Origin of the sequence: Halalkalibacterium halodurans (assembly GCF_004376175.1) — a bacterium.
GTDB lineage: Bacteria > Bacillota > Bacilli > Bacillales > Bacillaceae_D > Halalkalibacterium > Halalkalibacterium halodurans.
This window is the reverse complement of the sequence record NZ_SNUY01000072.1, coordinates 1-19199: the sequence shown is the minus strand read 5'-3', so window position 1 is coordinate 19199 and position 19199 is coordinate 1. Positions and strand designations below refer to the sequence as shown.

Here is a 19199-nt window from a genome sequence, read left to right as displayed (position 1 = left end):
AATGCCTTTGGTTTTCGGCGTTATGATCGCTTGCGAAACCGTATTCTCTTGCATCATCAATTCAAACATCAAACATTCGGGGTAGGATAAGAGGGGCTCGCCCTCCTATGCCACCCCAACATTTGACGGAGAACCTTTTTTTATCTATTCACAATCGGATTAATCGACACGATCCTCATCAAGTGATCAACACCGTTCCCTATGCGATGACAAAAAGCGTTGTAACATCCTTTGCTGTTTACATCAGAACAATTGTGACGCCTTATAAATGAAGGTATAATGGAAGTGGAGAGAACGTGAGGTGAAGTCGTTGCAACGTGTAACTAATTGTATTGTCGTTGATCATGATCAAGTATTATTATTGCAAAAACCTAGACGTGGCTGGTGGGTCGCTCCTGGAGGGAAAATGGAGGAAGGAGAATCCATCCTTGAGACAGTCAAGCGTGAATATTGGGAGGAAACGGGCATTACCGTTAAAAACCCTGAATTGAAGGGGATTTTTTCAATGGTGATCTTCGATGAAGGGAAGATTGTTTCCGAATGGATGCTCTTTACGTTTAAGGCAACTGAGCATGAGGGCGAAATGCTTAAACAATCTCCGGAAGGAAAGCTCGAGTGGAAAAAGAAGGATGAGGTTCTTGAACTCCCAATGGCTGCAGGGGATAAATGGATTTTTAAGCATGTCCTTCATTCTGATCGCCTCTTGTATGGCACCTTTCACTATACACCAGATTTTGAGCTATTATCGTATCGGTTAGACCCAGAACCACAAATGAAAAAGGGGGTCTGAAAGATGAACGTAAAGGAAGAAATCGATATTGTCATTATTACAGGAATGTCTGGAGCAGGGAAAACCGTTGCCGTACAAAGCCTCGAAGATTTAGGATACTTCTGTGTAGATAATCTGCCCCCAGCGCTCATTCCTAAGTTTATTGAGTTAATTGAAAGTTCTAGCGGGAAAATGAATAAGCTGGCCCTTGTGATCGACCTACGTGGACAAACGTTTTTCGATCAGCTGTTTGAGTCGATTGATCTTCTTGACCAATCATCACTGTCAAAGTATAACATTCAAATTTTATTCTTGGATGCAAAGGATGCCAAGCTTGTTCAACGCTATAAAGAGACACGCAGGTCTCATCCGCTTGCGAAGCACGGTTTGCCTCTCGATGGCATAAAAAAGGAAAGAGAACTATTAGAGGATTTAAAAGGGCGAGCACAACAAATTATTGATACAACCGACTTAAAGCCCATCCAATTGCGGGAGAAAATTATTCAACGTTTTTCATGTGAAGAACATCATTCATTCACCGTAAATATGATGTCATTTGGGTTTAAGTATGGGATACCGATTGACGCAGATTTAGTATTTGATGTTCGGTTTTTACCGAATCCCCATTATGTCGATCACTTGCGCCCGAAAACAGGGCTGGAGGAAGAAGTGTCCTCCTATGTTTTAAAATGGACGGAAACACAGCAGTTTATCGAGAAGCTAGAAGATTTACTTTCCTTCATGCTCCCACAGTATAAGCGGGAAGGGAAAAGCCAGGTTGTGATTGGAATCGGTTGTACAGGAGGAAAACACCGCTCCGTCACATTAGCAGAACATTTTGCCAAGGTGTTTGCTAATGAATATATGATGCACGTCAGCCATCGAGACGTGGAAAAGGGGAAGGAACGTTAACGTGAGAAAAAAGAATGTAGTCGTCTTTGGTGGGGGAACAGGGTTATCAGTCCTGTTGCGAGGGTTGAAAACCTTTCCTGTTTCCATCACGGCGATCGTTACCGTAGCAGATGATGGGGGGAGCTCCGGTCGTCTTCGGAAAGAGCTAGACATTCCACCGCCAGGCGATGTGCGCAATGTGCTTGTCGCGCTATCAGAAGTCGAACCGTTACTCGAGCAATTGTTTCAGCACCGGTTTGAAAATGGCAATGGGCTGTCTGGACATTCGCTGGGAAATTTACTTCTTGCAGGAATGACATCGATTACAGGCGACTTTGCCCGTGGTATTTCTGAAATGAGTAAGGTCCTTAATGTTCGAGGGAAAGTGTTACCCGCTTCGAACCGGAGTATTATTTTGCATGGAGAGATGGAGGATGGGACGATCGTAACAGGCGAATCGTCCATTCCGAAAGCAGGAAAAAAGATTAAACGTGTATTTTTAACGCCAAAAGATACGAAGCCGTTGCGAGAGGGGCTCGAAGCCATTCGAAAGGCAGATGTGATTGTCATCGGACCTGGAAGTCTTTATACGAGTGTTCTGCCCAATTTGCTCGTTCCGGGCATTTGTGAGGCGATTAAGCAATCAACCGCACGAAAAGTATATATATGCAATGTTATGACACAAAGTGGAGAGACCGATGGCTATACGGCAAGTGACCATTTGCAAGCGATAATTGATCATTGCGGTGTGGGAATTGTCGATGATATTCTCGTGCATGGCGAGCCAATTTCTGATACGGTTAAAGCAAAGTATGCAAAAGAGAAAGCAGAGCCTGTCATCGTCGATGAACATAAATTAAAGGCATTAGGCGTAGGAACGATAAGTGATTACTTTGTACTTGAACAAGATGATGTTCTCCGTCATAATGCTAGTAAAGTTTCAGAGGCGATTCTTGAGGGAAAGCCAAGAACCTCGTCATCTATTCAATGAGTGTAGTGAAAGCGAAATCAAGGTTGCGACAGGCTACACGTAACATATAAAGGGGTGAGGTGCGTGTCTTTCGCAGCCACGACAAAGAAAGAGTTAACCCAGTTGGAAACGGATTTATGTTGTTCAAAGGCAGAGCTTGCCGCTCTCATTCGCATGAACGGATCCCTTTCCTTTGTAAATAAACAATTAGGGCTTGATGTGACGACAGAAAATGCAGCGATTGCGAGACGGATCTACACACTCATTAAAAAAGTATTTCCGATGATGTTCGTTGAACTTCTTGTGCGAAAAAAAATGAGATTGAAGAAAAACAATGTCTATCTTGTCCGCTTGAAGCAGGAAGCGGAGACATTGCTCAAAGAACTAAAAATTATCGGAGAAGGATTTCAAATCCACCGGACGATCTCCACTGACATTGTTAGCGCCACATGCTGTCGTCGAGCCTATTTGCGGGGAGCGTTTCTCGCTGGAGGTTCGATTAACCACCCTGAAACCTCTTCGTACCACCTTGAGATATTCTCACTATATGAGGAACATAACGAGTCTCTTTGTGAATTAATGAACTCTTTTCAATTAAACGCAAAAAAATTGGAACGTAAAAAAGGGTTTATTACGTATATTAAGGAAAGTGAAAAGATCACTGAGTTTTTAAATATTATTGGTGCCCACCAAGCGCTGCTCTATTTTGAAGACGTTCGCATTATGAAGGATATGCGGAATTCAGTCAATCGCCTGGTGAACTGTGAGACGGCCAACTTAAATAAAACAGTGGGAGCCGCCTTACGTCAAGTCGAGAACATAAAGTTTCTTGATCAAGAAATTGGGTTAGATGCTCTACCGACAAAACTTCGAGAAATTGCCGAATTACGTTTAAAACACCAAGACGTCACCTTAAAGGAACTCGGGGAAATGGTCGAAAGTGGGAAAGTGAGCAAATCGGGTGTGAATCACCGACTGCGAAAAATCGACGAACTCGCTGAAAAACTACGTGCTGGTGTTCCTGCTGAATCATCATCGTCCCGATGACACATACCATTTTAGTTTAATTAGATTGGAGGAGATTGGATTGGTTGAAAAACAAGTAGAAGTGAAGCTGAAAACAGGATTACAAGCTCGCCCTGCTGCTCTCTTTGTTCAGGAAGCGAATCGCTTCATCTCAGAAATCTTCATTGAGAAGGATGGAAAGAAAGTAAATGCCAAAAGCATCATGGGTCTCATGAGCTTGGCCATTGGCTCCGGATCAACGATCACATTGATCACAGAAGGAAATGATGAACAGGAAGCGATGGAGGCTCTTATCGCATTCATCGAAAAGGAATAACGTACGTAAATAAAAAATAAGCAAGGGAGCTCCCTTGCTTATTTTTTATTTTGTTGTTTCAATCACTTTGTCGATGAGCCCATACTCGCGAGCTTTTTCGGCTGTCATGAAATTGTCGCGGTCAGTATCCTTCGCGATTTGCTCAAGCGGTTGGCCTGTGCGCTCTGCTAAAATGCGATTCAATGTTTCACGCATTTCAAGAATTCGGCGTGTATGGATTTCGATATCGGATGCTTGCCCACGTGTTCCGCCAAGCGGTTGATGAATCATCACTTCACTGTTAGGTAAAGCAAACCGTTTCCCTTTTGCACCAGCCGCAAGTAAGAAGGCTCCCATTGAAGCGGCCATCCCGATGCAAATGGTTGAGACGTTTGGTTTAATGTACTGCATCGTGTCGTAGATTGCCATTCCCGCAGTAATTGAGCCACCTGGGCTGTTAATATAAAGAGAGATATCTTTATCAGGGTCTTCCGCTTGTAAGAACAGCAATTGGGCGACAATGGAATTGGCTACATTGTCGTCAATCGCAGTACCGAGCATAATAATCCGGTCTTTCAGTAGTCGAGAATAAATGTCATACGCGCGTTCGCCGCGGTTTGTTTGTTCAATGACAGTAGGAATTAAATTCATAGATACTGCCTCCTTTATTTTTTTAACTCAGATGATGAAGCCTTACTCATCGCTTCTATGTACATATTACCTAAAAGGTCAAAGAAGGTCAAATGAAAAGTCTTAACCTGGATAAATTCATATTCACCTTCCTTCGGATAAATCCCTGCTTACCATCGTTACCTTTTTTGAAATGAATTAAACATTTATTCAGGACAAGTTGAAGGTAAGTAAAGTTTTTCTATTAGTGCATGATCTCGATCCTCATGTATAATATGTAGTAGAGTGTTAAAAGATCTGCCAAAATAAATTTTACCGTAAGCGCTTACAATCGTCAGCGGTTAGACGTTTATATGCTATGATGAAAACAAGTGAGGAGGATCGACATGGAATTTGGTCTTTTCCAACAGCAGACGACAAGTCTTGTCATGACAAATGAATTACGTCAGGCGATCTCCTTATTACAATATTCAACAGTAGACTTGGCAGCGTTTATTGAGGAACAAGCTCTTGAAAACCCGTTAATCGAGCTAAAAGATCGGTCAGATCGTGTCCTATCTGAACATATCAGAATGATGAGGGAAGAGCGCCCAGAAGGAGAAGGGACATTAGATTGGAGCCAATCATCTCCTTTTGACTATTTACATGTTGAACGACTGAATTTAAGTGACTATTTAATTCAACAAGCGAGAGATTTGCCTTTAAATAAAAATGAGTTTGAATGGCTTTGTTATTTTATTTATAGTTTGCGTGATGACGGCTATTTATCGAGAAGTCTTCATAGCCTTCAAGCGGATCTTGGTCTAACCGATCAAGAGGCGGAAAAAACACTGTATCATTTACAACATTTAGAGCCTGCTGGGATCGGAGCTAGGTCTCTTCAAGAATGCCTTCTGCTTCAACTTCAACGGAAAAAGCAGCGAGACCCATTGGCTGAGACGATCGTCGAACATTATATGGAACTATTAGCGGAGAAAAGGTGGAAGATGATTGCTGATGACTTACAAATTTCATTAGCAGATGTGCAGCGTGTGTATGATTGCATTCAGCATCTTGACCCGAGACCGGGCAGTCAAATAGGGGGAGAGCCGACAAACTACCTTGTTCCAGATGTGACGATCGATTGGGTTGAAGGTGAGCTAACGATTTTATTGCAGGATGACTATTTACCGAAAATTACGCTGAACCGGCAATACCAGACGTTGTTAACGGATGGAGAAGGGGAAGCGGCGCAATATGCGAAGGAAAAGTATCATCAGATGCAATGGCTCGTGAAAAGCATTCAGCAGCGCCAGCAGACGCTTTTAAAGGTAACAGAAGCGATCTTGCGTAAGCAGCGAGCGTTCTTTGAAGAGAAAGAAGGTGCTCTTCAGCCGCTCACCTTGCGTGAGGTGGCAGAAGAAATTGGCGTCCATGAGTCTACGGTCAGCCGAGCAACGACCAATAAGTATGCGCAAACACCGCGAGGGCTTCTGGAATTAAAAAGCTTTTTCGTCTCGTCGATTTCGAGTCGGTTTGGTGAAAAGGGGCCTTCTAGTGACTCAGTGAAGAAGCTTGTTCGAAAACTAGTTGAAGAGGAGAACAAAGCGAAGCCATTATCAGACCAAAAGATTGCCCATCTTTTAAAGGATCAATACAACGTTGAAGCTTCAAGACGAGTGATCGCAAAATACCGTGATGAGCTTGGGATCCCATCGTCCACAAAGCGAAAACGTTATGGATAGAGAGGATAGCGATAATGTTGAAGGTGACGTTCTATTCAAAGGAGCAGTGCCCTTTATGTGATAAAGGGCTAGCTAAAATGAAACGATTAAAAGACGAATTTTCGTTTGATCTAGAAGTTGTTGATATTTACGAAGATGATGAATTGCTTGAAAAATATCAGCTTATGATCCCTGTCGTGGCCATTAACGGTGAACAGGTTGATTACGGAATGATTGACGAACAAAAAGTGAAAACGTGGTTTCTTGAAAAAATAAACTAATATCGCTTGTGAAGTGACCGTATCCTTGATAGAATAAAAATGAAGATAAGGATATGGTCTTTATTTTTTGGCTTAATCGGGACGTAAAATGTCTATGAGGGTCAAAAAACGTCCCGGATAGGTTGGGTTTGCGTACAAAGGAGAGTTTGTTGCTATGGATCAACTAATTGACATCCAACGTAAGCTAGCGCCAGACGTTCTAGACATCATGATCAAGCGCTATCGAATCTTGCAATACATACGACTCATGCAACCGATTGGCCGGCGAAGCTTATCTTCAAGTTTAGCGATTTCTGAGCGAGTGTTACGCGGGGAAGTAACGTTTCTGAAGGATCAAGGGTTACTCATGTTTGCACCGACGGGCATGTACGTGACAGCGGAAGGCGAGAAGCTCTATGAACAGCTAGAAGGGGTGATGAAGGAGCTGCTCGGTTTACGCGATCTAGAAGCGAAATTAAGGTCACGTCTAGGTGTAAAAGAAGCGATTGTCGTTCCAGGAGATAGTGATGCTTTTACTTGGGTGAAGCGCGAGTTAGGACGAGCGTGTATCGCCCGTATGAAGGAAGCGGTCAAGCCTCATGATGTCATTGCTGTAATGGGGGGGACGACTCTGGCGGCGGTAGCGGAAATGATGACGCCCGATCCGAACATGGAAACGGTCACGTTTGTCCCGGCAAGAGGGGGCCTTGGCGAGCAAGTAGAAAACCAGGCGAACACCATTAGCGCGCAAATGGCTGGGAAAGCTGGGGCCAATTATAAGTTGCTTCACGTTCCAGACCAGCTCAGTGAAGAAACGTACGCTTCACTCATCGCCGAACCAGGTGTGCGAGATATTCTTGAAAAAATCAAGTCAGCGAGCATGGTGATTCATGGAATTGGGGAAGCTAATACTATGGCTTTGCGTCGAGGTTCTAGTGAAGAGTTCTTACACAAGCTTACAGAGGAGCAAGTAGTGGCTGAGGCTTTTGGTTATTATTTTGATAAAAAGGGAACTGTCCGTTATAAGCAGCGCACGATCGGACTTCAGCTCGACACGCTAGATGATTCGAAGCTGGTGATTTCAGTGGCTGGAGGGGCGTCAAAAGCAGAGGCCATTTCCGCTTACATGAATTATCGCCCAAGCGATGTGTTAATCACAGATGAGGAAGCTGCCAAACGGTTGCTCTCAATGTAATGGTTCAAGTCACTTAGTATTTTTTGCTAAGTAACTATAAAACATTTTTTCACCAAACACGAGGAGGAGTTTTTTATGGCTACAAAGATTGGAATTAACGGTTTTGGACGTATCGGTCGTAACGTGTTCCGTGCAGCACTTAATAACCCAAATGTGGAAGTCGTGGCAATCAACGACTTAACAGATGCAAACATGCTTGCACATCTTCTCAAGTACGATTCTGTTCATGGCAAGCTTGACGCTGAAGTGAAAGTGGATGGAGATAGCCTTGTTATTAACGGTCATTCTGTAAAAGTTAAAGCAGAGCGCGACCCAGCACAACTAGGTTGGGGAGATCTTGGCGTAGAGGTTGTTGTAGAATCAACAGGCCGTTTCACAAACCGTGAAGATGCAGCGAAGCATCTAGAAGCTGGTGCGAAGAAGGTCATTATCTCTGCTCCTGCGAAAGATGAAGACATTACCGTCGTTATGGGTGTTAACGAAAATAAATATGACCCAGCGAACCATCATGTCCTTTCAAATGCTTCTTGTACAACAAACTGCTTAGCACCATTTGCAAAAGTACTTAACGATAAATTCGGCATTCGTCGCGGAATGATGACGACTGTTCACTCTTATACAAACGATCAGCAAATTCTTGATTTACCACACAAAGATTACCGTCGTGCTCGTGCGGCTGCTGAAAACATCATTCCAACGACAACAGGAGCAGCAAAAGCCGTTGCCCTCGTCCTACCTGAATTAAAAGGGAAACTTAACGGTGGAGCGATGCGCGTACCAACACCTAACGTATCTTTAGTCGACCTAGTAGCTGAGCTTGATAAAGAGGTAACAGCTGAAGAAGTAAACGCAGCTCTTAAAGAAGCAGCTGAAGGCGATCTTAAAGGAATTCTTGCATACAGCGAGGAGCCGCTTGTTTCTGGCGACTACAACGGAAACCCTGCGTCTTCTACAATTGATGCCCTTTCAACGATGGTGATGGAAGGCAACATGGTCAAAGTCATTTCTTGGTATGATAACGAGTCTGGTTACTCTCACCGTGTTGTAGATCTCGTTGATTATATCGCAAAACAAGGCCTATAATAGAGTTGCGTTTGACAACGTGAAAGAGGAGGAAGAGAAAACGATCTTTTCTCCTCTTTCGATTGTCTACATATCGGATATTACGGTGCGTATAAAGGAGGCTCACAATGAACAAACAATCTGTTCGTGATGTGGAATTACAAGGGAAAAAAGTGTTTTGTCGCGTTGATTTTAACGTGCCGATGAAAGATGGGGTCGTGACAGATGATACGAGAATTCGTGCCGCGTTACCAACGATTCAATTGTTAGCAGAAAAAGGCGCACGCATCATTCTCGCAAGCCATCTCGGTCGTCCGAAAGGAGAAGTTGTAGAGGAACTTAGACTCGATCCAGTTGCTGCTAGACTGCAAGAGCTTCTTGGAAAGCCTGTAGCGAAAGTCAATGTCGCCCACGGACCAGAGGCAGAGCAAGCGGCGAACGAACTGAAAGATGGCGATGTGCTTTTGCTTGAAAATGTTCGTTTTTACCCTGGGGAAGAAAAAAATGATCCAGAGCTAGCAAAAGCTTTTGCGTCTTTAGCGGATGTCTATGTGAACGACGCCTTCGGTGCAGCACACCGTGCCCACGCGTCAACGGAAGGTATTGCACACCATGTTACGGCTGTTGCAGGCTTGCTCATGGAAAAGGAGCTTGAGGTGCTTGGCAAGGCTCTTTCCAACCCTGAGCGCCCATTTACAGCGATCATTGGTGGAGCAAAAGTGAAAGATAAAATTGGTGTCATTGAAAACCTTTTAGATAAAGTTGATAACTTAATTATTGGCGGCGGACTTGCGTACACATTCATCAAAGCGCAAGGACATGAGATCGGCAAATCTCTTTTAGAAGCAGACAAAATGGATTTGGCTCTTTCCTTCATGGAAAAGGCGAAAGAAAAAGGAGTCAACTTCTACGTACCACAAGATGCGATTGTAGCCGATGATTTCTCGAATGATGCGAATACGAAAGCGGTGGACATTGATCGAATCCCAGCCGATTGGGAAGCGCTCGATATCGGTCCAAAAACGCGCGAGACCTACCGCAATGTCATTCAATCCTCAAAGCTCGTCATTTGGAACGGGCCAATGGGTGTATTTGAGCTCGATGCTTTTGCTGGTGGCACGAAAGCTGTTGCTGAAGCGCTTGCTGATGCAAACGATACGTATTCTGTCATAGGCGGTGGAGATTCGGCGGCCGCTGTAGAAAAGTTCGGTTTAGCTAACCAGATGAGCCATATCTCAACAGGTGGTGGAGCATCTCTTGAGTTTATGGAAGGGAAAGCTTTACCTGGCGTTGTAGCGTTAAACGATAAATAAAGGGACGAGAGGTGAGCCACAATGAGAAAACCGATCATTGCAGGAAACTGGAAGATGAATAAAACCGTAGGTGAGGCAAAAGCATTCGTGGAAGAAGTAAAAGGGGCGATCCCTTCAAGCGATAAAGTCGATTCCGTCGTTTGTTCACCAGCTTTATTCCTCGAAGGACTTGTACAAAAAGCAGAAGGAACAGAGCTTCGCATCGGTGCGCAAAACATGCATTTTGAAGAAAGTGGAGCGTTTACTGGCGAAATTAGCCCTGTCGCCCTATCTGACATGAAAGTAGACTATGTGATTCTTGGACATTCCGAGCGTCGTGACATGTTTGCTGAAACGGATGAGCTCGTAAATAAAAAGACGCATGCTGCGTTTGCCCATGGCTTAACGCCGATCGTATGTGTTGGTGAGACGCTAGAAGAGCGCGAGGCGAATCAAACATATGATGTCGTAAAAACCCAAGTGGAAAAAGGCTTGGAAGGCTTAACAGACGAGCAAGTAAAAGCAACTGTGATCGCATATGAGCCTGTTTGGGCGATCGGAACAGGAAAGTCGTCTTCCGCTGAGGATGCAAATGATGTTTGCTCGTACATTCGTAAAGTTGTGACAGAGAAGTTCTCCCAAGAAGCCGCTGACGCAGTTCGCATTCAATACGGAGGAAGTGTAAAACCAGCAAACATTGCTGAATACATGGCCCAATCAGATATTGATGGCGCCCTTGTAGGTGGTGCTAGCTTAGACCCGCAATCATTCCTTCAACTGTTGGAGGCTGTAAAATGAGCAAGAAACCCGTTGCATTGATCATTTTAGATGGCTTTGCGATGCGCGACGAGGCGAAAGGAAACGCGGTGGCTCAAGCGAATAAGCCGAACTTTGATCGCTATTGGAATCAGTATCCACACGCATTATTAAAGGCCGATGGTGAAGCGGTCGGCTTACCGGAAGGGCAAATGGGGAACTCCGAAGTCGGTCACTTAAACATCGGTGCCGGCCGGATTGTTTACCAAAGCTTAACTCGTGTCAACCTTTCCATCCGCGAAGGCGAATTTTTCGAAAATGAAACGTTTTTAAATGCGATGAACCACGTGAAGGAAAAAGGGTCTAGTCTTCACATTTATGGCCTTGTGTCAGATGGAGGCATTCATAGTCATATTAACCATTTATATGCACTGCTTGAACTTGCGAAAAGAGAGCAGGTGGAACGGGTGTACATCCATGGTTTCTTAGATGGTCGTGATGTTGGTCCAACCTCAGCAGAAACGTATCTCGTTGACCTAGAAGCGAAAATGAAGGAGCTCGGTGTCGGTGAGCTTGCCACTCTACATGGCCGTTATTATGCGATGGATCGCGACAAGCGCTGGGATCGTGTGGAAAAATCGTATCGGGCGATGGTATATGGCGAAGGTCCAGCTTATTCATCAGCTCTTGACGTCATTAAGGACAGCTATGAAAACTCGATTCACGATGAGTTTGTTATCCCTTCTGTCATTACGAACGAAGATGGCTCTCCAGTAGCGACGATTGAAGATGATGATGCAATTATTTTCTTCAACTTCCGTCCAGACCGGGCCATCCAAATGTCACAAGTGTTTACGAATAAAGATTTCCGTGGATTTGATCGTGGTGAAAAACTTCCGCAAAATGTATACTATGTATGTCTGACTCATTTCAGCGAGACGGTTCAAGGAGACGTGGCATTTAAGCCGACCAACTTGGATAATACCCTTGGTGAAGTGTTGGCCCAGCAAAATTACAAACAACTGCGGATTGCGGAAACGGAAAAATATCCGCACGTCACCTTCTTCTTTAGCGGTGGACGAGAGGAGCCGTTCCCAGGAGAAGAGCGAATTTTAATCGATTCTCCGAAAGTGGCAACCTATGACTTAAAACCGGAAATGAGTGCCTATGAAGTGACGGACGCTTTGTTAAACGAAATTGAGGCGGACAAGCACGATGTAATCATTTTAAACTTTGCGAATCCTGATATGGTTGGACATTCTGGTATGCTTGAGCCGACAATTAAAGCGGTAGAAGCAGTCGATGAGTGTTTAGGGAAGGTCGTGGACGCGATTCTAGCTAAAGGTGGTGCAGCTGTCATTACCGCTGATCACGGAAACGCAGACGAGGTCGTCACATTGGAAGGGAAGCCCATGACGGCGCACACGACCAACAAAGTGCCGGTCATCGTAACAGAGGAAGGATTGAACTTGCGTGAAGATGGGATTTTAGCCGATCTTTCTCCGACGGTTCTCCACCTCCTTGGCGGAAAACAACCAGCCGAAATGACAGGAAAAACATTAATTAAGTAAACGTTTGTTTAAGGTTCGATCAAGGGGCAGGGTTTCCATCCCGTAACCTTGTATGATTAATAAAGAAGAATAGCAAAAAGGAGATGGATTTGAGATGACAATCATTACTGATGTATACGCTCGTGAAGTATTAGATTCCCGTGGAAACCCGACGGTTGAAGTGGAGGTTTACTTAGAATCTGGTGCAATGGGACGTGCCCTTGTCCCAAGTGGTGCTTCGACTGGTGAGTACGAAGCTGTTGAGCTTCGCGATGGTGGAGAGCGCTTTTTAGGAAAAGGTGTCTTAAAAGCCGTTGAGAACGTGAACGAGGTCATTGCACCTGAACTTATTGGCTTCGACGCTCTTGATCAAATCGGGATCGATCAACATATGATTGAGCTTGATGGAACAGAAAATAAAGGAAAACTTGGCGCGAATGCCATTCTTGGAGTATCCATGGCGGTTGCTCGTGCGGCAGCGAATGCTCTTGACCTTCCGCTTTATGTATACCTCGGCGGATTTAACGCAAAACAGCTTCCTGTGCCAATGATGAACATCATCAATGGTGGAGAGCACGCAGATAACAACGTCGATATTCAAGAATTTATGATCATGCCAGTCGGTGCGGAAAGCTTTAAAGAAGCGCTTCGTACAGGGACGGAAATTTTCCACAGCTTGAAAAAAGTTCTTAAGTCAAAAGGCTACAACACAGCTGTTGGTGACGAAGGTGGTTTCGCGCCAAACCTTTCTTCGAATGAAGAAGCGTTACAAACGATCATCGAAGCGATCGAGCAAGCTGGTTACACTCCAGGGGAGCAAGTGAAGCTTGCAATGGACGTTGCCTCTTCTGAGCTTTACAACAAAGAAGATGGAAAGTACCACCTTTCTGGCGAAGGAAAAGTTCTTTCTTCTGAAGAAATGGTTGCCTTCTATGAAGAGCTTGTTGCTAAATATCCAATCATCTCCATCGAAGACGGCCTTGATGAGAACGATTGGGAAGGACATAAAATGCTTACAGACCGTCTTGGCGACAAAGTCCAGCTTGTCGGTGACGACTTGTTCGTAACAAACACGAAAAAGCTTGCCCAAGGAATCGAGCAAGGGGTCGGCAACTCGATCCTAATCAAAGTGAATCAAATCGGTACATTAACGGAAACGTTCGATGCGATCGAAATGGCAAAACGCGCGGGTTACACAGCTGTTATCTCTCACCGCTCTGGTGAAACAGAAGATAGCACGATCGCTGACATTGCTGTTGCGACAAACGCAGGCCAAATCAAAACAGGTGCTCCGTCCCGTACAGACCGTGTGGCGAAGTACAATCAACTTCTACGCATTGAAGATGAGCTTGGCAATTTAGCACAATATAACGGTCTTCAATCGTTCTACAACCTTAAAAAGTAATAACGTTTAAAGCGAGAACCATCTTCCACAAAGCGGGTGGTTTTTCGTTTGACTCTCGCCCTTTTGGCCAAGGTGTCTCACCGCTGGCTTACCGTCAGTTTTGACTCATGTAAAGAAGCTATTTGTCAATTCTAACCCTTTGTGGTACATTTATAGAAGCGCATATGTGCTTGTGGAGGTGTGTAAAAGGTGCAAACGGTCGCGTTTGTTTTATTGATTATTGTCTCGATCTCACTAATTGCTGTAGTGTTGTTGCAGTCAGGAAGAAGTGCCGGATTATCTGGCGCCATTTCCGGGGGAGCAGAGCAATTAGTAGGGAAACAGAAGGCACGCGGGATTGATGCATTTCTTGCTCGTGCTACGGTCGTGCTAGCAGTGTTGTTTTTCGTGCTAACCATTGCAGTTGCATACTTTATGTAATTTAAAGCAGTAGGTTGCTAAGCCTACTGCTTTCTTCATGGATTTTGTACAGGTAAAATAGGGTACATGGACCATGTTTTACCGACGGTCTTTTGTGGAAACCTAATAAACAATGACATCTGAGAATAGAGAAAGGAAGATGGAGATGAAGCTCGTCGCACCAAAGCCATTTACATTTGAAGGAGGAACGCGTGCCGTCCTTTTATTGCACGGATTTACAGGCACAACCGCCGATGTCCGCATGCTTGGTCGCTATTTGCAAGAAAAAGGCTACACGTGTCATGCTCCTTTATATAAAGGACATGGAGTGCCACCAGAAGAGCTCATTCAAACCGGACCTAATGATTGGTGGAAAGATGTTGAAGCAGGCTACCAACACTTAAAGGAACAAGGATATGAAGAAATTGCTGTATGCGGTCTTTCACTTGGTGGAGTGTTTTCATTGAAAATCGGATACACTCTACCAGTGAAGGGGATTGTCCCAATGTGTGCTCCCATGCGACCTAAAACCGATGATGCTATCTATAAAGGTGTGCTTGAGTATGCAGAGGAATACAAACGACGGGAAAAAAAGAGCGATGAGCAAATTGAGGAGGAAATGGAGCGATTCAAGTCAGCACCCCAGACGACATTATTTGGCTTGAAGCAGCTCATTGAGGATGTAAGAGATCACCTCGATCACATCTATGCCCCTGTGTTCGTCGTCCAAGCACGTCATGATGAAATGATCGATGTTGAAAGCGCCAATGTGATCCACGATACTGTGGAATCGGACGAGAAGTCTCTCAAATGGTATGAGGACTCAACGCATGTAATTACGTTAGATAAAGAAAAAGAACAGCTACATGAAGATGTGTATCGCTTTTTAGAAGGGCTGAATTGGTCCGAGTAAAGGGCTGTAGACGGATAGAAGAAGCTTCACATCAAGCTGTTATAGAAAGAAAGGAGATTTGCTATGAATGAACAAAAAGCGCAGCAACTGTTGACGTTCTTTCGTGAACAAGCTGAGAAGCCGCTATCTGTCAACGAGCTAGAAGAAGCGTTAAACTTAGAAGACGCTCAAGAGTTTAAAGAGTTAGTACAGGTTTTAAATGAAATGGAGGAAAAAGGTCTCCTCGTTCGAACGAGGAGCAATCGCTACGGTGTCCCTGAAAAGATGAATTTACTTAGAGGAGTCGTCCAAGGGCATGCTAAAGGATTTGCGTTCGTCATCCCAGAAGAAGAAGGACACTCCGATGTTTACGTCTCGCATGTGGATTTAGAAAGTGCCATGAATGGGGACCGAGTGATCGTGCGCCTTCATCCTCATTCAACAGGAACCCGCCCTGAGGGAAAGGTGATCCGCATTTTAGAGCGGGGCGTAAGTGAAGTGATCGGTACGTATGTTGACCACCAAACGTACGGCCTTGTCGTAGCCGACGACAAACGGATTCCGAACGACATTTTAATTGTAAACCCTGAAGCGCAAGGCCTTGTGGACGGTCACAAAGTCATTGTGAAGATTACGAAATATCCAGAGGGGCGCATGAGTGCCGAAGGGGAAGTTATCAGCATTCTCGGTCATAAAAATGACCCTGGCATGGATATTTTATCGATCATTTATAAATATGGCATCCCGCAAGCATTCCCGGAAGAGGTGCTACAACAAGCGCAAAACATCCCTGACGAAATTGACGCAGGCGAGATTAAAAACCGCCGCGATTTACGTGACGAGCCGCTTGTGACGATCGATGGTGCTGATGCGAAAGATTTGGATGATGCTGTTCATGTGAGCCGGTTAGAAAACGGCAATTTTAAGCTAGGTGTTCACATTGCCGATGTGAGCTATTATGTGAAAGAAAAGTCACCGATCGATCTAGAAGCGGCTGAGCGAGGGACGAGTGTCTATCTTGTGGACCGTGTCATTCCGATGATTCCGCACCGATTGTCTAACGGGATTTGTAGTTTAAATCCTCAGGTCGATCGTCTCACCTTGTCATGCGAGATGGAAATCACCCGTGATGGGCAAGTCGTCAATCACGAAATTTTTCAAAGCGTGATTCGCACAAATGAACGAATGACGTACCATGATGTAAACAAGATTCTCGTTGAAAAAGAGGAGGAGCTTCGCAACCGCTACGAGCCGCTCGTCCCTATGTTTGAGGACATGGAGGAGCTTGCCGCGATCTTACGTAAAAAGCGGTTCGGCCGTGGGGCGATCGATTTTGACTTTAAAGAAGCAAAAGTGCTAGTGGATGAAGAAGGAAAACCATCAGATGTCGTCATTAGAGAGCGCGGTGTAGCGGAAAAGCTCATTGAAGAGTTCATGCTTGCAGCAAACGAGACGGTTGCTGAACATTTCCATTGGCTCAAGCTGCCGTTTATGTATCGAATTCATGAAGATCCAGACAGCGAAAAGCTAGGGCGCTTCCTTGAGTTCATTACGAATTTCGGATATGTTGTCAGAGGAACGGCAAATACGGTTCACCCTCGGGCACTGCAAAAGCTGTTAGAAGAAGTTCGCGGCGAACCAGAGGAGCAAGTCATTAGCACAGTCATGCTCCGCTCAATGCAGCAAGCAAAATACGATCCGACAAGCCTTGGCCATTTTGGACTTTCAACCGAGTTTTATACTCACTTTACGTCGCCTATTCGCCGTTACCCTGACTTGATCGTCCATCGCCTCATCCGAGAATATTTAATCAAAGGAAATGTGGACGAAGAAACGCAAGAGAAATGGCGTGAAAGGCTTCCTGAGATTGCCCGTCATTGTTCAGAAATGGAACGACGAGCCGTCGATGCTGAGCGAGAAACAGACGATGTGAAAAAGGCGCAATTCATGGAAGATAAAATCGGTGAAACCTTCACGGGCATTATTAGCGGAGTGACGAATTTCGGAATTTTCGTGGAGCTGGATAATACGATTGAAGGGCTCGTTCACGTAAGCTATTTGACCGATGACTATTACCGTTACGATGAAAAGCATTACGCGATGATCGGTGAACGTTCCGGCAATGTGTTTCGGATCGGGGATGAAATCGAGGTCCGTGTCATTAATGTCAACGTTGAGGAAGCCTCGATTGACTTTGAAATCGTCGGCATGAAGCCGCGCAAGCAGCGTCCTGACAAAAGTCGTCCAAAGGTCATCGAAGGCGGGAAGCGTAAGAAAAAAGAGAACCGAGAAGCCTTGGCCCTCGATGGCAGCAAGCCGAAAAAGAAAAAGAAGAAAAAAGCGTTTTATGAAAATGCTCCGAGCGCCAAGCGGAAAAAAGGGAAAAAGCGCAAGCGCTAAAGAACAAGAGGTTGACAGGCGGACTGCCATTGTTGACCTCTTGTTGGTTGATTTCATCCCCCACGCTTGCTATGATAAAGTAATGAGATGGAAAGGCAAAAAGGTGTGAATGTCATGGGTGAAACGGAAGGAAAAGTAATCGCGCAAAATAAAAAGGCGCGCCACGATTATTTCATTGAGGAAACGTTTGAAGCTGGCATGGTGCTACAAGGAACGGAAATTAAGTCCATTCGTGCGGGTCGTGCGAACTTAAAAGACTCGTTTGCACGAGTGTCGAACGGAGAAGTGTACTTACACAACTGCCACATTAGTGAATACGAACAGGGCAACCGTTATAACCATGAACCGACAAGAGCGCGGAAGCTACTGTTGCACAAAAAGCAGATTGATACGTTGATTGGCCAGACGCAGCAAAAAGGATACACGATTGTGCCATTAAAAATCTATATTAAAAATGGGTTTGCCAAATGTTTAATCGGCCTCGGCAAAGGAAAGAAAACCTTCGACAAGCGCGAAACGCTAAGACGCCGGGATGCAAAACGTGAAGTCGAGCGCGCGTTAAAAGAAAAAAATCGCTAGTCCCTCTTGAAATTGTTTGTACGCATGTTATAATAAGAAGTCCAGAGCAAAATGCTCTTTTTTTAACTTGGGGACGTTCTGGATTCGACAGGAATAGGTCGAGCTTAAGTGGCGAGCCGAGGTGGCGAACTCGTTAAAACGCCATCGCCAATAACTGGCAAAGAAAACAACAACTTCGCATTAGCTGCCTAAGCTAGCAAATGCGGTTCCGCCCTCCATCGCCCATGTGGTAGGTGTCGGGACTCACTTTTAGTGGGCTACGCCTCTCACCCTCCGTCTGTGGGTGAAGGAAGAGATTTATCAGACTAGCCTTACGGAAGCCTGTCGCTGGGCTGAAGTAACGGCGAAATGCGAATACAGTGACTACGCTCGTAGAAGCTTAAGTACTCGTTATTTCTGGACGTGGGTTCGATTCCCACCGTCTCCACTTATTACGGATAAACATTGATTTCACGGGGTTTGTGACAGGAACCATAAAATTTCCGTTTGGAAACTTTATGGTTCCTTTTATTTTAGGAAATTTTAGGCTCTACAATAAATGTTGGGGTTTTTGCACAAAAGAGGGCAAAAAAAATGCACGCAGGCTCCTTTATCCATTATCCTTGAATTGCCTAGAAACAAAGAAAGGATAGGAGCTGCGTGTACGATGAATTTTACCATGGATTTGCCCGGATTAAAAGGTGTGAAGGTCACAAAGATGGAGGAACGAGAGGACTTTATCGCGCTCCATGTAGAAATGCCGCGAACGCCTCATCGTTGCCCATCCTGCGGGGAGAGAACCGAGAGAATCCATGATTACCGCATCCAAAAAGTTCAACATCTCAAGCTCTTTGAACGGTGGGTGTATCTATTCTATCGAAAGCGCCGGTACGCGTGCAGATGCGGGAAGCGGTTTGCGGAGAAAGCCTGTTTTGTAGAGCGATATCAGCGTCAGACAGTGGAATGGAATCAAGCGTTTCGCTTACGGCTCATTCAAGGGAAGAACTTTACGGACACAGCGAATCAATTCCAAACGTCCGTGACAACTGCCATGCGCCGGTTTGATCAATTGGCGGCCCCCCTCGTGAAGAAGGTGGATCACCTTCCTCCTCGGATTGCGATTGATGATTACAAAGGGGATACGAA

19 protein-coding genes and 1 other RNA gene are annotated in these 19199 nt (G+C 45.0%); 19 read left to right on the top strand and 1 reads right to left on the bottom strand.

The annotated features are described in order from the left end of the window. The first annotated feature begins 310 nt into the window (after positions 1-310). The 5 genes from E2L07_RS17715 to E2L07_RS17695 all read left to right on the top strand — a co-directional run bounded on the left by E2L07_RS17715 (position 311) and on the right by E2L07_RS17695 (position 3972). Positions 311-790, top strand: coding sequence for an 8-oxo-dGTP diphosphatase (locus E2L07_RS17715; RefSeq protein WP_134230216.1), 480 nt, complete (start codon positions 311-313; stop codon positions 788-790). 3 nt (positions 791-793) lie between these two features. Further along, positions 794-1681 carry an RNase adapter RapZ gene (gene rapZ, locus E2L07_RS17710; protein WP_053430301.1) on the top strand — a complete coding sequence of 296 codons (888 nt, stop codon included), beginning with the start codon at positions 794-796 and terminating at the stop codon, positions 1679-1681. Position 1682: 1 nt separating this feature from the next. Further along, positions 1683-2651, top strand: coding sequence for a gluconeogenesis factor YvcK family protein (locus E2L07_RS17705; protein WP_134230215.1), 969 nt, complete (start codon positions 1683-1685; stop codon positions 2649-2651). 63 nt (positions 2652-2714) lie between these two features. Beyond that, positions 2715-3677 carry a DNA-binding protein WhiA gene (gene whiA, locus E2L07_RS17700; RefSeq protein ID WP_134230214.1) on the top strand — a complete coding sequence of 321 codons (963 nt, stop codon included), beginning with the start codon at positions 2715-2717 and terminating at the stop codon, positions 3675-3677. Positions 3678-3717: 40 nt separating this feature from the next. Continuing rightward, entirely contained in the window at positions 3718-3972 is a 255-nt protein-coding gene (locus E2L07_RS17695; protein ID WP_053430304.1) for an HPr family phosphocarrier protein, read from the top strand. A 45-nt stretch (positions 3973-4017) separates the two neighbouring features. On the opposite strand, the gene clpP is transcribed toward E2L07_RS17695, so the two are convergent. Continuing rightward, positions 4018-4602, bottom strand: coding sequence for an ATP-dependent Clp endopeptidase proteolytic subunit ClpP (gene clpP, locus E2L07_RS17690; RefSeq protein ID WP_010899693.1), 585 nt, complete (start codon positions 4600-4602; stop codon positions 4018-4020). A gap of 365 nt (positions 4603-4967) precedes the next feature. Here clpP and rpoN point away from each other — a divergent pair, with 365 nt between their 5' ends. From rpoN to E2L07_RS17620, 14 genes are all read left to right on the top strand, one after another. Further along, complete coding sequence (rpoN, locus tag E2L07_RS17685) at positions 4968-6305, top strand: RNA polymerase factor sigma-54 (protein ID WP_134230213.1); 1338 nt, start codon at positions 4968-4970, stop codon at positions 6303-6305. A 14-nt stretch (positions 6306-6319) separates the two neighbouring features. After that, positions 6320-6565 carry a glutaredoxin family protein gene (locus E2L07_RS17680; RefSeq protein WP_083445449.1) on the top strand — a complete coding sequence of 82 codons (246 nt, stop codon included), beginning with the start codon at positions 6320-6322 and terminating at the stop codon, positions 6563-6565. A gap of 154 nt (positions 6566-6719) precedes the next feature. Next, the gene (locus E2L07_RS17675) at positions 6720-7739 is read left to right on the top strand and encodes a sugar-binding domain-containing protein (protein ID WP_010899690.1); all 1020 of its coding nucleotides are present in this window, start codon (positions 6720-6722) and stop codon (positions 7737-7739) included. A 75-nt stretch (positions 7740-7814) separates the two neighbouring features. Further along, entirely contained in the window at positions 7815-8822 is a 1008-nt protein-coding gene (gene gap, locus E2L07_RS17670; RefSeq protein ID WP_053430306.1) for a type I glyceraldehyde-3-phosphate dehydrogenase, read from the top strand. A 107-nt stretch (positions 8823-8929) separates the two neighbouring features. After that, on the top strand, positions 8930-10114 hold the full coding sequence (locus E2L07_RS17665) for a phosphoglycerate kinase (protein ID WP_053430307.1): 1185 nt from the start codon (positions 8930-8932) through the stop codon (positions 10112-10114). Positions 10115-10135: 21 nt separating this feature from the next. Continuing rightward, positions 10136-10891: a triose-phosphate isomerase gene (gene tpiA, locus E2L07_RS17660; protein WP_053430308.1), complete on the top strand. Its 756-nt coding sequence runs from the start codon at positions 10136-10138 to the stop codon at positions 10889-10891. Beyond that, positions 10888-12420 (top strand): 2,3-bisphosphoglycerate-independent phosphoglycerate mutase, encoded by a 1533-nt coding sequence (gene gpmI / locus E2L07_RS17655; protein ID WP_053430309.1) that lies wholly within the window; start codon positions 10888-10890, stop codon positions 12418-12420. The genes tpiA and gpmI overlap by 4 nt, the downstream gene beginning before the upstream one ends. Before the next feature lie 94 nt (positions 12421-12514). Then, the gene (gene eno / locus E2L07_RS17650; RefSeq protein ID WP_010899685.1) at positions 12515-13804 is read left to right on the top strand and encodes a phosphopyruvate hydratase; all 1290 of its coding nucleotides are present in this window, start codon (positions 12515-12517) and stop codon (positions 13802-13804) included. A 189-nt stretch (positions 13805-13993) separates the two neighbouring features. Then, positions 13994-14224, top strand: a complete 231-nt coding sequence (gene secG, locus E2L07_RS17645) for a preprotein translocase subunit SecG (RefSeq protein WP_010899684.1) — start codon at positions 13994-13996, stop codon at positions 14222-14224. Between the two features lie 145 nt (positions 14225-14369). Next, complete coding sequence (locus E2L07_RS17640; protein WP_134230212.1) at positions 14370-15116, top strand: alpha/beta hydrolase; 747 nt, start codon at positions 14370-14372, stop codon at positions 15114-15116. A gap of 63 nt (positions 15117-15179) precedes the next feature. Continuing rightward, positions 15180-17495: a ribonuclease R gene (gene rnr, locus E2L07_RS17635; protein ID WP_134230211.1), complete on the top strand. Its 2316-nt coding sequence runs from the start codon at positions 15180-15182 to the stop codon at positions 17493-17495. 114 nt (positions 17496-17609) lie between these two features. Then, a complete protein-coding gene (smpB, locus tag E2L07_RS17630) occupies positions 17610-18074 on the top strand; it encodes an SsrA-binding protein SmpB (RefSeq protein WP_041820891.1) in 465 nt (154 codons plus the stop codon). Between the two features lie 69 nt (positions 18075-18143). After that, positions 18144-18504, top strand: a transfer-messenger RNA (tmRNA) gene (gene ssrA, locus E2L07_RS17625). A 216-nt stretch (positions 18505-18720) separates the two neighbouring features. After that, positions 18721-19199: transposase family protein (locus tag E2L07_RS17620; protein ID WP_134228827.1), on the top strand; the 479-nt coding region annotated here is incomplete at its 3' end.

Excerpts from the sequence above, each read along its gene's own strand:
- E2L07_RS17665 (WP_053430307.1), top strand. The coding sequence starts at position 8,930 with ATGAACAAACAATCTGTTCGTGATGTGGAATTACAAGGGAAAAAAGTG.
- clpP (WP_010899693.1), bottom strand. The coding sequence starts at position 4,602 with ATGAATTTAATTCCTACTGTCATTGAACAAACAAACCGCGGCGAACGC.
- gpmI (WP_053430309.1), top strand. The coding sequence starts at position 10,888 with ATGAGCAAGAAACCCGTTGCATTGATCATTTTAGATGGCTTTGCGATG.
- rnr (WP_134230211.1), top strand. The coding sequence starts at position 15,180 with ATGAATGAACAAAAAGCGCAGCAACTGTTGACGTTCTTTCGTGAACAA.
- E2L07_RS17675 (WP_010899690.1), top strand. The coding sequence starts at position 6,720 with ATGGATCAACTAATTGACATCCAACGTAAGCTAGCGCCAGACGTTCTA.
- E2L07_RS17680 (WP_083445449.1), top strand. The coding sequence starts at position 6,320 with ATGTTGAAGGTGACGTTCTATTCAAAGGAGCAGTGCCCTTTATGTGAT.
- E2L07_RS17640 (WP_134230212.1), top strand. The coding sequence starts at position 14,370 with ATGAAGCTCGTCGCACCAAAGCCATTTACATTTGAAGGAGGAACGCGT.
- rpoN (WP_134230213.1), top strand. The coding sequence starts at position 4,968 with ATGGAATTTGGTCTTTTCCAACAGCAGACGACAAGTCTTGTCATGACA.
- eno (WP_010899685.1), top strand. The coding sequence starts at position 12,515 with ATGACAATCATTACTGATGTATACGCTCGTGAAGTATTAGATTCCCGT.
- tpiA (WP_053430308.1), top strand. The coding sequence starts at position 10,136 with ATGAGAAAACCGATCATTGCAGGAAACTGGAAGATGAATAAAACCGTA.
- rapZ (WP_053430301.1), top strand. The coding sequence starts at position 794 with ATGAACGTAAAGGAAGAAATCGATATTGTCATTATTACAGGAATGTCT.
- gap (WP_053430306.1), top strand. The coding sequence starts at position 7,815 with ATGGCTACAAAGATTGGAATTAACGGTTTTGGACGTATCGGTCGTAAC.
- smpB (WP_041820891.1), top strand. The coding sequence starts at position 17,610 with ATGGGTGAAACGGAAGGAAAAGTAATCGCGCAAAATAAAAAGGCGCGC.